We start from the raw sequence: 13,176 nt of genomic DNA on the forward strand, positions 1-13,176 counted from the left end.
AGTGCGGGCCCCGGAGTCTGGTGGAGTTATGTGCTGATCAACAGTACTCGGCTTCCATGATGGTCTTGAGGGAAGCGCTCTCCCAGTCCCCGTTGTAGTTGAACGCGAGCTGGTGGCGGCCGTCCTCGCTGGTGACGGCCAGGGACAGCCAGCCGATCATGCCCCCGCCGTGGCCCCAGACGGTGGTGCCGCAGCTCGTCTTGAACCGCTGCAGGCCGAGCCCGTAGGCGGTGCTCGGGTCGTTGGGGTTGCTGACGGTGGTCTTCATCGCCTTGAGCTGCTTCGGGGGCAGCAGCTTCCCGCGTAGCAGGGCGCTGTAGAACCGGGTGAGGTCACCGGCGGAGGAGATGATGTCGCCGTCGCCCCAGCCCTGGGAGCCGTTCATCTCGGTGATGTCGTCGATCCGGTCGGGTTGTGACCGGAACAGCTTGGAGTAGCCGCGGCTGCTCGGCTGCGGCAGGTGGATGCTGTTGCCGGGGTTGGTGGTCTCCTTCAGGCCCAGGGGCTTGATGATGCGGTCGCGGACCTCGTCCTCGTACGGCCGCTTGCCGAGCTTCTCGACGATCAGCCCGGCCAGGATGTAGTTGGTGTTGGAGTACGAGTGCTTGGCGCCCGGCTTGAACAGCGGGCGGTGGGAGAGGGCGATCCTGACGTGCTTCTTCGGCGGCAGGGTGTCGTAGCGGTGCTTGAGGTAGCCGTCGCCCTCCATGTACGTCTCGCTGTACTTCTTGTCGGCGAGGTAGTCGAACAGGCCGCTGGTGTGGCTGAGGAGGTGCCGGACGGTGATCTTGCGGCCGTCGTTGCCGTTGCCGCGCACCAGGCCCGGCAGATGGTGGTCCACGGTGTCGTCGAGGCGGAGTCTCCCCTCCGCCTCCATCTGGAGGAGCACCGTCGCCATGAACGTCTTGGTGATGCTGCCGACGCGGAACCGGTCGTCCTTGCCGCGCGGCTCGCCCGTCCTCATGTCGCCCACGCCCGCCGCCGCCTTCCACACGCCGCGGCCGTCGCGGGCCTGGGCCGTGACGCCGGGGATGCCCGCCTTGACGGCCGCGTCCATCGCGCGCTGCGTCGCCCCGTGACCGGACGCTGCGGCGGCGGGCTCCGGTGCCGCCTGAGCGGGTGCGGCGAAGGCGGTGGCCGCCACCGCGGCCACCGCCAGACCCGCCATGCCGATCCTGGAACTCTTCCGTAACGTCATCCCGTTCTCCTCACCGTCGCTCCACTGGTTCGTCCGGGTAGCAAGACCTCAAACGGTGACGGAGTGGTTGAGAAGGACCTGAACGTTCCGTTCCTGTACGGGTGGTGGGCTCGCGCGGTGCCGGCCTGAGGGGTCAGGCCGGCACCGGCAGGGAGTAGCGGAGTTTCTCCTTGGCCCGCGCGCCGAGGCGGTCGTAGAAGCGGATCGCGCCCTCGTTCCACGCCGGGGTCTGCCACTGCACCTCGTCGAGACCGAGCGCGCGCGCCTCGGCCACGACGGCGTCCATCAGCGCCGCGCCGAGGCCCGAGCCGCGGTTGCCCGAGCGGAGGAACAGGCAGTCCATGTGGAGGTATTCGCGGCCGTCCCACGTCGAGACCTCGGGCGCGCAGGTGGCGTACCCAATGACCTCGCCGTCGTCCGCCTCCGCTACGAGGCAGCGCAAGCGGGGTGCGGGGGTGCCGAAGAGCAGGGCGCCGAGGCGCTCCGCGAGGTCGGGTACGGGTGGTGCCGCCTTCTCGTACACGGCGTGTTCCGCGGCCAGTTCCGCGACCCGTGGCAGATCGGCGGGGCGTGCGTGCCGCACGGGCCGGGCGGCCGTCATCGGACCTCTCCCGACATGACGTCCTTGCTCCACGCCACCACCCGGTCCGCGATCCGGGCGTCGCCGTCCAGGATGTGCCGTGTGAACGCGTCACGCTCATGGGCGAGGACCGCCGCCTCCCACACGCAGGGGGCGAGGCCGACCCGCCCCGGCCGCAGCTGCTCGGGCTGTCCGGCCGGGCTGACGAAGACCGCGAGGTCCGACATGTAGCCCTCGATCCACGTGGAGATGAGGACGTAGTCGCCGTCGCCGCCCGCGTGCACGATCAGCACCGCGAGGCCCAGCGAACCGCGGGCGCGCCCCAGTTCGAGATGCGCCCTCGCCAGCCGCAGCGCGGCCGCCTCGTCCCGCTCCGTGACCGTACGGCCCGGCGCCTCCAGCGCGTACACCTTCACGGCGTGACCACCGGCCTCGCGCACGGCGCAGGCGCGGGCGGTGCGGCCGTGGTGCCCGTCGGACAGGGCCAGCAGCGCTTCCGTGTCGAGCCCGTACGGCATCTCTCTGAGATCACTCATCCCGACATGATGCCCTGGCCCGGCCGACGGGTGGCCGGGACCAGGGCACCGGGTGCGGGGACCGTCAGTACAGCTTCTTCACGGCCGTGGCCGTCGTGGCCTTGAAGGCGGACACCGGGGCGTCGGAGAAGTCGCCCATCTGCCCCCAGTGCACGAGGGTCACCGTCCTGCCGTCACGGCCGACCGCGTACATGTTGATGTCGGAGGCACCCCAACTGGCCTCGGTGTGCACGCCGTAGACGTGCGCCCCCTCCTCGGCGTCGACCTTGCCGTAGTACTTCTGCGCCGCGGTGACGTCGGGGTACTGCGCCATCACCTTCTTCGCACAGCCCGCGAGGTCCTTGCGGAGCAGCTCGGCGAAGGCCTTGGCCCGCTGCACGTCCCGCTCGACCACCGTGACCTGCAGGGCGCCGGTGTCCAGGTCCGTGCGGTACGCGCGGTGCACGGACGTCGACGGCAGCGCCTCGCCGCCGCACATCGGCAGCGGGTCCGGCTGGCCGGCGGTGACCGGGCCCGCGTGCCAGGCCGACGACGCGTGCGGCGGCAGCTCGGACGCCGAGAGGAACCGGGGCGTGCCCTCGGCGGCAGCGGCCGGAACGGTCCCCACCGCGACACCCGAGGCGGCCACCACGGCGGCCGTCGCCAGCAGCTTCACATTCACACGCACACTCATCATCGTCATCTCCCCAAGTCGGATGCGTCGGCCCGCTGTTCCGGGCCGATCTGATCGCCCCCGTGCACGGCGACCCACTACGCCCCATACGACCCGCGGCCCCCCGCACCCGTTGCCCCCGCGCATGTCACGGCTCTGTCCGTCATGTCACCGAACGGCAACAGCCGTACAGGGCACGGAAGTCAGCGTGGGCGAAGGTCAACGCGTCCGGCGGTCGGGGGAGTCAGTGCGTGGGGAGGACGCACACGCTGTCGATGCCGAGCACATGGTTGAGCCTGCCGAACGCGAGCCACGAGCCGATGCTCATGCTCAGCTCCACGATCTCCACCTGGCTGTAGTGGGCCTTCATCCGCGCCCAGAACGCCTCGTCGAGACCGTGGTGGTCCAGGGCGTACCGCTCGGCGTACTCGGCGGCGAGCCGGGTGCGGTCGTCGAAGGCGTCGGTCGTGCGCCACGCGGTGACCGCGTCGTCGAAGCCGTCCTCGACCTTCTCCCCGGCGCGTTCGGTGCGCCAGTCGAGACAGAGCGCGCAGCCGTTGATCTGCGCGGTCCGCAGCCGCGCGGCCTCGAACTCGCGCAGCCCGAGCGTGCTGTGCTCGTACACCGCGAGGGAGAAGTTCGCAGCGGCCGCGCCGATGCCCGGGACCATGCCGCCCCAGACGTAGCCGATCGGTTCCTGGCCTTCGGGAATGTCGATGATCATGGCAACTTCCTTCCCAGGGTGCCCACCGCGGGCCGCAGCGGGACGTCGAGGGCGTCGTAGAGGCCGGGCTCCGCCGCCGCGAGCCAGTCGATGGCGCCCACCAGGCGGCCGACCGCGGTGGCGTTGCCGCCCGCCGACCGGTTCTCGCCCTCGTCGGTGGCCTCGACCGTGACCGCGATGCGCGGCCGGCCCTCGATCACCACCCGGTGCGCGCCGTCGCCGTCCGGGGGAGTGGGCCAGTCCGAGGCGCACGACGGGTGGATGCGCGTGACGTGCTCGATGACGATGCGGGGGGCGCCCGCGACGATGCCCTGCACCTCGAACCGCACGGCGCCCTGCGTACCCGCCTCGAACCGTCCCATCGTCCGCGTGGTCACCGTCGTCGCGAGCGGGCGGCGTTCCACCGTCTCGCGGATCTCCTCCAGTTCGACGCCGAGGGCGCGGCACATCAGGCGTATCTGCCCGCCCCACACCATGGTCGGCACCGACTCCGCGAGCATCAGCGGCTCGTACGCCATCGGGTGGCCCATGCCGATCAGATCGCGGACCGCCGACTCCTGGTCGTACGTCGAGTAGTCGAAGATCTCCTGGCAGCGGATCACGTCCATGGTGGAGCCGAGCCCGCTGATCAGCAGCGGCAGCACATCGTTGGCCCAGCCCGGGTCGACGCCGGAGACGAACAGCGAGCCACCGCCGTCCGCGACCGCGGCGAGCACCGGATCCCGCAGCTCGGGCGGGGCGCCCACCTTGTCGTAGAACGCGTACAGCGAGGGCGTCACGACGACGGCCCCCATGCCGATCGCCCTGATGACGTCGGCCATCGCGTCGTCCGGGCGGACGTCACCGGACGCCGCGTACACCACCGCCCGCGGGCGGGCGGCGAGCACCGCCGCCACGTCGTCGGTGACCGCTATCCCGAGCTCACGACCGAGCCCGCCGAGCTCCCCGGCGTCACGGCCGACCTTGCCGCGGTCGTGCACCACCACGGCCGCCAACTCCAGTGCCGGGTGGGCGTCGACAGCGCGGATGGCCGCGCGCCCCACATTGCCTGTGCCCCAGACCACCGTGGAAATCATGCGCGGAGGGTAGCTACCGGGACCCGCACTTCCTAGGGGCATGACCGCACCTTGTGCGGGGACGGCGGTGCGGGGGAGCGGCCGCCGGCCCGCCTGCGGCTCGGGGAAGGTCAGCGGCTGAGCGCGTGCAGGTGCTGGTGCAGCGCCTGGTGTCCGGCGGGCGTGGGGTGCAGGCCGTCGACGAGGAGTCCGGCGTTGTCGCGCAGCGGCTCCCACACGTCGAGGAAGTCGACGTGGTGCTCGGCGCACCAGTTGCGCAGGAACGCGCGCAGGGCGAGGGCCCGGTCCCGGGTGAAGCGCAGGCCTTCGTGGTCGCGGGTCCGGGCTTCGTCGAGCCACGTCGGTCCCGCGACGACGAGGCGCGCGTTGTGGCTCATGGCGGTGGCGGCCAGCGAGTCGAGGCTGGTGGCGATGTCCGTGAGCCAGTCCTCGCGGGTCTCGGGGCCGGTGCGGGGCAGTGCGGAGCCGTGGTCGGCCGCGGTGCTCGTGGCCGAGTCGTTGATACCGGCGGCGACGAGGAGCGTGTCCGGCAGGCGGGGCGCCAGGAGCGCGGGCGTCTGCGCGCTGACGTCGGTCAGGGTGCTGCCGGGTATGGCGAGGTTGAAGACCCGGTGCTCGCTCTCGTTCGCGGCGATGTGGGAGGCCGCGAGACGGCCCGCCCAGCCGCCGTCCGGATCACAGCGGCCGTACGCGATGCTGTCGCCCACGATCACGATGCGGGCCGCCGGGCGCAGGGGCTTCGCGTCCAGGTAGGCCCAGGCGGTCTCGCCGGAGGACAGCAGGACCCGGCGGCGTACGTAATCGTCGACTTCGTAGGCGTCGGCTGCGGCGAGGTCCTCGTCGGTGAGGTGGAGGACGGCGCCCTCGACGACGGAGCCGTGCCGCCGCGCCAGGGTCAGGTGGACGTCGAGGCCGCTGGTGGCGATCACGGTCGGGTCGGTGATCGGGAGCGGCCTGGTGGTGTGGCCCACCAGCGACGTCGGGGAGCTGGGGACGGCCCGGCCGAAGAGGGAGAGCTGGACCCGCTCGTCCAACAGCGTGCCGAACGAGAACAGGGTATGGGGGCGGAGCGGGGTCACCTCGGGCGCCAAGGCCTTTCTTCCGGGGAGCGGAAGGTCATCCTATGTGCGCGTCACCAGGGCTTTTCGGGCGGGGCGCGGCCGCTGGCGGAGGCGCGGGCGACCGGGGCCGGCCCCCGTCCCCGTCATGCTGTCGGCCTCCGCCCGCCGCCTCTCGGCTGCCGTCCTCCCTGTGCTCCTGTGCCCCCTCCTCGTCGTCCGCGGACCGCGACGCCCCCTCGAACCGGAACGTCCCCTCACCCGGCGACAGAGCCGCGAGCACCGCAAGCAGCCCCCCGAAGAACAGAAAGACCGCGGGCCCCGGCAGCCCCTCCAGCATCACCCCGGCCAGCGTCGCCCCCAGCGGCGGCGTCGCCATGAACAACAGCCCGATCGTGCTGTTCGTACGGCCCTGCAGATGCCCCGGGGTGTGCCGCAGACGCGCGAGGGTCATGACCGAACCCGACACGGCCACCGCGAGGGCGCACCCCGCGAGCAGCGCGGCGAGCGCCGCCGCTGTCGAGGGCAGGGCCATCGCGCCGACCAGGACCGCGCACACGGCACCGGTGCTGAGCAGGAGCGTGGACGGCCGCAGCCGCCTGCCCGCGAGCGGCGCCAGCATCACCCCGGCCATCGCCCCGGCCGCCGACGTCGCCGTGACCACCCCGACGGACAGCGCCGACACCCCCTGCCGTGCGGTGGTCACCACGATCGCCAGGTACACCCCGTCGAAGACGAAGTTCTGCGCGGAGGCCACCAAGGTCAGCCGCCGCAGCAGGCGTTGCCGCCACAGGAAGCGCAGCCCCGTGGTGAAGGACGGCCACCAGCCCTCGCGCGCCCCCGGCGGCGTGCCCGGCCGCACCCGGAGCGCGAGGACGCAGCACACCGAGATCGTGTACGAGGCGCAGTCCAGCCAGAACGGCCAGCTCGCGTCCACGCTGAACAGGGCGCCGCCGACCACCGGACCCAGCAGGTAGGCGGCCTGTCCGCGCACCTGGTTGACGGCGAGCGCCGTGGCCAGCTTGGACTCGGGAACCACCTCCCGCACCAGCGGCAGCACCGCCGCGTTGAACGGCGCGGTGAGGAACCCGAGGACCGCTCCCGCGACCAGCAGCACCGGCAGCGAAGCCAGCCCGGCGAGGACCGCCGCCGCGAGCGCCGCGCTCGCCACCGCCCGGCCCGCCTCGCACAGCAGCAGCACCGCGCGCCGGTCGAACCGGTCCGCGATCGGCCCCGCGGGCAGGCACGCGAGCGCGAGCGACCCCGTCCACACCGCCTCCACCAGGCCGACGTGCAGGGCCGAGCCGGTGGACTGCAGGACAAGCAGCGGCAGCGCGATGGCGGACGCGCCCGAGCCGAGCAGGGACAACCCCTGCCCGGCGCACAGGAGTTGGAAGTCCCGGTTGCGGCGGAGGCTGTCCGGCGAGGAGGCCCCGCGCCGCACGGCGGCACCCCCGTGCCTCACGTCGGCACCCCCACCGGCACCCGCGCCTCCAGGAACGGCAGCGCCGCGTACCGCGAGTCCGCCGGAGGGCCGTTCAGCGCGCCGTGCACGGCCAGGAGGACCCCGGCCGTACCGGTGGCGAGGTCCATCGACAGGCGCAGCAGGCCGTCGAGGGCGAAGGCCCGCCGCCCTTGGTGGCGCACGCAGTGGAGGCCCAGGCCGCGCAGGTGCGGAGCCAGTGCGGAGCCTGGGCCGGCAAGGTGGGCGGTGGCGTGCAGGAGCCCCGCCTGACCGTCCAGGAGGCCGGGGGAGAGGAGGAGTTCCGTCCCCAGGCCGTCGCGGATGCGGTCGCGTACGCGTGCGAAGTACGGGTCGTCGGTGCGCCGGACGTACGCGTCGAGGACGAGGCCGATCCCGGCGCTGCCGCGGTCCAGCGTCGACAGCCACCGCTGGCCGTCCCTGACCTGCACGCGGCCCTCGCGCGGTGCCCCGCAGCGGCCGAGGTCACGGGCCAGCGCGGTCTCCGCGAGGCGCAGCCACCGGTCGTTGTCCGTCGCCGCGTGCAGGTGGGTGAAGAGCAGGGCCGGGCCCGACCAGCCGTGGGTGAGCCCCACGGCGTCCGCCGGGCCCGGCAGCCGCCCCCCGCCGGTGACGACCCGCGCGAGGCGCTCCCCCAGTGCCTGCGCCGCGTCCACGTCACCGAAGTGCAGCCGGGCCAGACCGATGCCCGCGAGGCCGCCGAACAGGCCCGCGCCGCACTGCTCGAGGCCGATGCCGTCGATCCGGTCGAGGGCCGCGCGCGCCTCCGCCGTCCGGCCCAGTTCGGCCAGGACGTACGCGACGCCCGCGAGCCCGTCGTACAGCCCCGGCCGCGGCCAGCGGGTGCGCTCGGCCGACCGCGCCAGCCAGTCGACGTACCCCTCGAAAGCGGGGTCGTCGGCGTACCCGCTGATGAGCAGCGCGTGCAGGACGCCCGCCGCGCCGAACGCCAGCGACGCGCCCTGGTGGTCGAACTGCCGCACGTCGCCCGGGAAGAGGCGGTCCTCGCGCTCCGGCGTCGCGCTGAGCCGGATCGCCTCGGCCAGCGAGTCCAGCGCGGCCCGCCCGTCGGCGCCGGGCTCCTGCGGCCAGCGCGAGGCGTCGGGCGGGGTGTCGTCGTCGGCCCGGGGCCAGTGCGGGGGCGGGGCCAGCTGCTCGCGCAGGCGCGCGGTGAACTCGGGCGGCACCGGGAAGCGCCGCCGCGTCCAGTCCGTCAACTGGGCGTACTTGTCCCGGTCGAAGCGGAGCAGCGGTGTCAGCGGACAGAACAGCGCGAGGCTCACCGCCGCGAGCCCGTACGTGTCCACGGACCGGCCGGACCTGGCCCAGCGGGCGGTGAAACCGGGCGTGCCCAGCGAGGGCCGGTGGTCCTCGGCGTCCTCGAACGCCGTCTCGAAGTCGACCAGGCACACGCTGTCGTCCGGGCGCACCATGATGTTGCCGGGCTGCAGGTCCCCGAACACGACGCCCCGCGCGTGCAGTTCGGCCACCGCCTCCTCGACGCGGCCGATGACGCCCTGGGCCCAGAGCGTGTACGCGGCGAGGTCCGCCTCGTCCGCGCCGTCCCGGAACAGCGGGTGCCGTCGGCCGACCGCCTCCTGCAGCGTCTCCCCCTCGATCAGCTCCTCCACCAGGAAGTGGTGCTCCCAGTGCCGGACGTGCGCGTACAGCGCGGGGACGCAGTCGAGCCCGGCGAGGCGCTCCAACATGCCCTGCTCGTGGGCGAGGCGGGCCACGGCGTCCGCGTCCCGGTCGTCGAGTCCGGCGTGCGGCCGTGCCTCGCGCAGCACCACGCGGCGGCCGGTGCTCTTCTCGACGGCGCGGTAGACCCCGCCGCCGTTGGAGAAGTGCAGCGCCTTCTCCACCCGGTAGGGGAAGCCGCCCGGCGCGGCCGCCTTGGACGCCTCGATGCGCGCCGCGAGGAAGCCGGGCGGCTCCACCCACGGCGGCACCCGGAACGACGTGCCCCGCACGTCGGGCAGCAGGACGCCGTCGGGGCCCTCGATCGCCGGGACGTACGCGCCGTCCGGCGCGAAGCAGTAGGCCAGGTGGAAGCCGCCGTAGCGCACGTACAGCGGGCCGTCCTCCCATCGCAGGTCGCTCAGGACGTACGGTCCCTCGATGCCGCCGAGGAGTTCCGTGAGGCCGGTCAGCGTCCGCTCCAGCTCCTGTTCGTCGGCCGGGTAGATCGTGACGAGCTTGCCGCTGGCCGAGCGCGGTGCCTGCTTGCTGTTCATGTGGTGCAGGAGAACGGTGCTGCGCAGGAACTTGAAGCTGACGGAGCGCCGGGTGCAGTAGTCCCAGACGGTGTCGACGACGTGCTCGGCGCGGTCCGCCGTGGCCGAGGCGTGGATCTTCCAGCCCTGGCGGGGCAGCGGGACGTCGTCGGGGTGCAGCGCGACCCAGCCGCCGCGCTCCGTCCGCACCCACCCCGAGGGCGTCGGACTGCCGGTGCGTGCGAAGCGCTGCCCGGTGTCGTCGATGCGGTCGAGCGCGTCCACGAAGCAGTCGTCGGCGATGAGGTGGGCCTGAGCGAGCATGGTGCGTGCTCCTTTCCGGAGTCAGGGGGGCCGGTGATCCGAGGCCCGAGGCCGGGGGTTCCGAAGCCCGGAGCCGGGAGTGCGGAAGCCCGAAGCCGGGGGTGCGGAAGCCCGAAGCGGTGAAGCCCGGGGCTCCTGAACCCGGGAGAAGGCCAGGAGCCCCGGCCGCCGGTGGGCGGCGCCGATCGCCCGCCGGCCGTGAGGGGCCACGGTCGGCAGGCGTCGGCTCGGCGGGCGGTACGTCAGGCGACGCCGCGCGCGCTCTCGAAACTGTTGGCGCAGGGCCACAGGGAGGTCGTCTCCTCCTCCAGCTCCTGCAGTTCCAGGATCTCCGCCATGTGTGTCACCCCCCTCGGGACGGTTCGCTGTGGTGGTGGGCGGGACGCGTCATGGTGCGGGGCGCGTCAGCCCATGCCGAGGCTGCTGTGCGAGCTGTTGGCGCACGGCCACAGGGAGGGGGTCTCCTCCTCCAGCTCCTGCAGGTCCAAGATCTCCGACATCCGAATCACCTCCTCCCGTCGGCTCGTGGGAACGTCGGCCGCGGGTCGAGGTAGGGCAGGACGGGCCCGCCTCCCCCGAACGCGGAGTCCAGGGCGAGCAGCACACCGGCGGCGCCGGTGGCGAGGTCCGCGGACAGGCGCAGCATCCGGAATCCCGGGAACGCGAGCTGCCCGCGGTAGGAGTGCGCGTACCAGGCCATGCGGCGCACCTGGGTGCGCACGGCCTCCCGGTCGCCGGGGCCGTCCATGGCGGTGAGCACCGCGATGGCACCCGCGCGGCCGCGCAGCAGCCCGGAGTTGCGCACGTACAGGGCGCGGCAGGTGTGCCGCACGGCGGCCAGTGCGGAGCTCCGGCCCGGGGCGGGCCGGTGCCGCAGCAGCGCCCGCAGCGGGAAGGCGAGCCCGCCGCTGCCGCCGTGCAGGTACGGCAGGTGATGGGTGCCGTCGAAGAGCGTGAGGGCGCCGTCGGGTCCGGTCGTGCAGCGGGCGATGTCGAACCCGAGCGCGCGGTCGGCGAGCTCCAGGAACCGGGCCCCGCCGCCCTGTTCGTACAGGTGCAGGAAGAGCAGGGCGATCCCGGCCGGGCCGTGCAGCAGGCCGTAGGGCGGGGGAGTGCCGGCCCGGGGGACGGGCGGACCGTCCACGACGAGCGCGGCGAGGTCGTCGGCGATGTGCAGGGCGCCGTCGTGGAGCGCGGTGTCCCCGGTGAGGCGCGCGAACCGCAGCAGGTTCAGGGCGATCCCGGCCTGCCCGCCCGCCAGGTCCGGGCGGACCACGCGGGCGTCGAGCGGACGGGAGCGTTCGAGGACACCGAGGGCCCGGTCGCGGTGGCCGAGCAGGTCCAGGGTGAGGGCTACGCCGTGCAGTCCGTCGTAGAGGCCGGGGCGGGGGTCGGGATCGCGTGTCGCCGCGTCCGCGAGCCAGTCGGCGTACTCCCCGGGGACCGGCTCGCCCACCTGGTGCAGCGCGTAGAGGACCCCGGCCGCGCCGTGGCCGAACGACGTCCCGCCGAGGCCTGCCGGGCCGAACGGCGTGCCCGGGAAGAGACGGTCCGTGCGTTCGGGCGTGGCCATGGCGTGCAGCCCGGCCACCAGCCGCGCGCGCAGGGCGGGCCAGTCGGGGCGCTCCGCGGCGAGGGCGCCGGCGTCGTCAGCGGCCTCGGTGCCCTTGGCGCCTGCCCCCTGGCGCAGGCGCGACAGCAGGGTGGCGCCGAACTCCGGCGGGACGGGGTAGAGCTCGTCGACGGTCTCCGTGAGGACACGCAGCGTCGCGGGGTCGCGGTGCGGCACGGGCAGCAGCAGCCACAGCCGCAGCGTGTCGAGCAGATGCGTGTGGGCGGCGCCGCCGCGCAGGCCGACCGGGGCGGTGAAGCCTTCCTCGCCGACGCTCGGGGGCCGGTCGTCCTTCAGGTCCGTCGCGGAGCGGAGGCGGGTGAGGACGACGCTGCCGTCGGGGCGCAGGACGATGTGCTCCGGATGGAGCTCGCCGAGGCGGACGCCGCGCCGCTTGAGGGAGTCCAGGGCGTCGCCGACACGGTCGGCGACGTCGAGGGCCCACTTCGTGTAGTCCGCGGCCTCGTGCTGCGCGCGGTCCTCCGTCGTCAGCGGGAAGGCGGCGGCCGCCGCTTCGGCGAGACTGCGGCCCTCGGGGTCCTCGACGGCGAGGAAGTGGTGGCCCGCGCGGATGTGGTGGCCGACGATGCCCGGCACGCAGTCCAGGTGCGCGAGGCGTTCCAGGAGCGCGCGTTCGCGGGTGAGGCGGGTGACGGCGTCGTCGCCGCGCACGTCCAGACCGGCGTGGGGGCGTGCCTCGTGCAGGACGACGGGCCGGTCCGTGGCCGAGTCGGTGGCGCGGTACGTGCCGTCGCCGGTGGTCAGCGACACGGCGCGCACACTGCGGTAGGGGAACGGGGACCGCGGCGGTGCGAGCAGCGCCTCCAGGTCGGCGCGCAGGACCTCGGGCAGGGCCACCCAGTCCGGGAGGCGGAAGACCGGGCGCCGGTCCTCGGGCACGAGCGTGCCGTCGGGCCGCTCCAGGGCGGGCACCAGGTCGTGCTCGTCGCCGGGGGCGCTCGGGTGGCCACCGGCGGGACATCGCCGGTTCTCCGCGGCGGCATGACGTACGTACAGGGGGCCCGAGCCGTGGCGCAGCGCGCCCGGGACGTAGGGGCCGGGCAGCGGTGCGAGGAGGGCCGTCAAGTCACGGAGGGCCGCGGCGAGTTCGGTCTCGTCGGCCGGGTAGAGGACCATCAGGTCGGCGCTGGTGAGGCGGTCGGCGCGGACGTCGGCGAGGGCGCGGGCGGCGGTCACGCTCCGGACCAGGTCGCAGCCGATGCCCCGGTGCACGCAGTACTCCCGGACGACCTCCGCTGTCCGCTCCAGGTGGGGCAGCGTCACCGAGACGTGGATCCGCCAGCCCTGGCCGGGCGGTCGCGCGGCGGGCGGCCGCAGCCGCACCCACCATCCGGCCTCCGTGCGCCGCCAACCGCGCGGCGGCTCGCGCAGGACGGCGGACAGCCGGTCCGAGGAGGCGTCGGCCAGCCGCTCCGGGAATTCGAAGAAGTCGGGGTCCGCGCGGTAGAAGCGGTCGTAGTCCTGAAGTTTCATCACGGCGCGGTCCTTTCAGCCGGAAAGAGGAGCCCGGACCCGGTGCGGGACGGTGGTTCGGGGACGGGGCGGTGCGGGGAATCCGGGGGCGCGCCCGGATGGAATACGGACGAGTTCCGGACAGGATTCAGCTGCGTTCCGGACAGCAAGCGAAAGAGCGGCGGACGGGAAGCGGACGGGGACGGCGGGACGAAGTCCGACCGGCGTCGGCGGCGGAATGACG

At 73.8% G+C, this 13,176-nt stretch carries 10 protein-coding genes; all 10 read right to left on the reverse strand.

The genetic code is table 11. The annotated features are described in order from the left end of the window. Positions 1–37: 37 nt before the first annotated feature. Positions 38–1,198 carry a serine hydrolase domain-containing protein gene (locus IE274_RS20915; protein ID WP_229909691.1) on the reverse strand — a complete coding sequence of 387 codons (1,161 nt, stop codon included), beginning with the start codon at positions 1,196–1,198 and terminating at the stop codon, positions 38–40. A gap of 133 nt (positions 1,199–1,331) precedes the next feature. Next, positions 1,332–1,799, reverse strand: a complete 468-nt coding sequence (locus tag IE274_RS20920; protein ID WP_190117352.1) for a GNAT family N-acetyltransferase — start codon at positions 1,797–1,799, stop codon at positions 1,332–1,334. After that, on the reverse strand, positions 1,796–2,314 hold the full coding sequence (locus tag IE274_RS20925; RefSeq protein ID WP_190117353.1) for a hypothetical protein: 519 nt from the start codon (positions 2,312–2,314) through the stop codon (positions 1,796–1,798). Before IE274_RS20925 ends, IE274_RS20920 begins: the two co-directional genes overlap by 4 nt. A 64-nt stretch (positions 2,315–2,378) precedes the next feature. Then, positions 2,379–2,996: a hypothetical protein gene (locus IE274_RS20930; protein ID WP_372447111.1), complete on the reverse strand. Its 618-nt coding sequence runs from the start codon at positions 2,994–2,996 to the stop codon at positions 2,379–2,381. A gap of 214 nt (positions 2,997–3,210) precedes the next feature. Further along, positions 3,211–3,690 (reverse strand): carboxymuconolactone decarboxylase family protein, encoded by a 480-nt coding sequence (locus IE274_RS20935; RefSeq protein WP_190117354.1) that lies wholly within the window; start codon positions 3,688–3,690, stop codon positions 3,211–3,213. Continuing rightward, positions 3,687–4,766, reverse strand: a complete 1,080-nt coding sequence (locus IE274_RS20940) for an NAD(P)H-dependent amine dehydrogenase family protein (protein ID WP_190117355.1) — start codon at positions 4,764–4,766, stop codon at positions 3,687–3,689. The genes IE274_RS20935 and IE274_RS20940 overlap by 4 nt, the downstream gene beginning before the upstream one ends. 110 nt (positions 4,767–4,876) lie before the next feature. After that, positions 4,877–5,857 carry a GDSL-type esterase/lipase family protein gene (locus IE274_RS20945; RefSeq protein ID WP_229909692.1) on the reverse strand — a complete coding sequence of 327 codons (981 nt, stop codon included), beginning with the start codon at positions 5,855–5,857 and terminating at the stop codon, positions 4,877–4,879. Between the two features lie 25 nt (positions 5,858–5,882). Continuing rightward, the gene (locus tag IE274_RS20950; protein WP_190117356.1) at positions 5,883–7,289 is read right to left on the reverse strand and encodes an MFS transporter; all 1,407 of its coding nucleotides are present in this window, start codon (positions 7,287–7,289) and stop codon (positions 5,883–5,885) included. Further along, on the reverse strand, positions 7,286–9,847 hold the full coding sequence (lanKC, locus tag IE274_RS20955; RefSeq protein WP_190117357.1) for a class III lanthionine synthetase LanKC: 2,562 nt from the start codon (positions 9,845–9,847) through the stop codon (positions 7,286–7,288). The genes IE274_RS20950 and lanKC (IE274_RS20955) overlap by 4 nt, the downstream gene beginning before the upstream one ends. A gap of 505 nt (positions 9,848–10,352) precedes the next feature. Further along, positions 10,353–12,953, reverse strand: coding sequence for a class III lanthionine synthetase LanKC (gene lanKC, locus IE274_RS20960; protein ID WP_190117358.1), 2,601 nt, complete (start codon positions 12,951–12,953; stop codon positions 10,353–10,355). Positions 12,954–13,176 lie beyond the last annotated feature (223 nt).

The organism is Streptomyces flavofungini (assembly GCF_014650815.1).
Lineage (GTDB): Bacteria > Actinomycetota > Actinomycetes > Streptomycetales > Streptomycetaceae > Streptomyces > Streptomyces flavofungini.

Excerpts from the sequence above, each read along its gene's own strand:
- IE274_RS20915 (WP_229909691.1), bottom strand. The coding sequence starts at position 1,198 with ATGACGTTACGGAAGAGTTCCAGGATCGGCATGGCGGGTCTGGCGGTG.
- IE274_RS20920 (WP_190117352.1), bottom strand. The coding sequence starts at position 1,799 with ATGACGGCCGCCCGGCCCGTGCGGCACGCACGCCCCGCCGATCTGCCA.
- IE274_RS20925 (WP_190117353.1), bottom strand. The coding sequence starts at position 2,314 with ATGAGTGATCTCAGAGAGATGCCGTACGGGCTCGACACGGAAGCGCTG.
- IE274_RS20930 (WP_372447111.1), bottom strand. The coding sequence starts at position 2,996 with ATGACGATGATGAGTGTGCGTGTGAATGTGAAGCTGCTGGCGACGGCC.
- IE274_RS20935 (WP_190117354.1), bottom strand. The coding sequence starts at position 3,690 with ATGATCATCGACATTCCCGAAGGCCAGGAACCGATCGGCTACGTCTGG.
- IE274_RS20940 (WP_190117355.1), bottom strand. The coding sequence starts at position 4,766 with ATGATTTCCACGGTGGTCTGGGGCACAGGCAATGTGGGGCGCGCGGCC.
- lanKC (WP_190117357.1), bottom strand. The coding sequence starts at position 9,847 with ATGCTCGCTCAGGCCCACCTCATCGCCGACGACTGCTTCGTGGACGCG.
- lanKC (WP_190117358.1), bottom strand. The coding sequence starts at position 12,953 with ATGAAACTTCAGGACTACGACCGCTTCTACCGCGCGGACCCCGACTTC.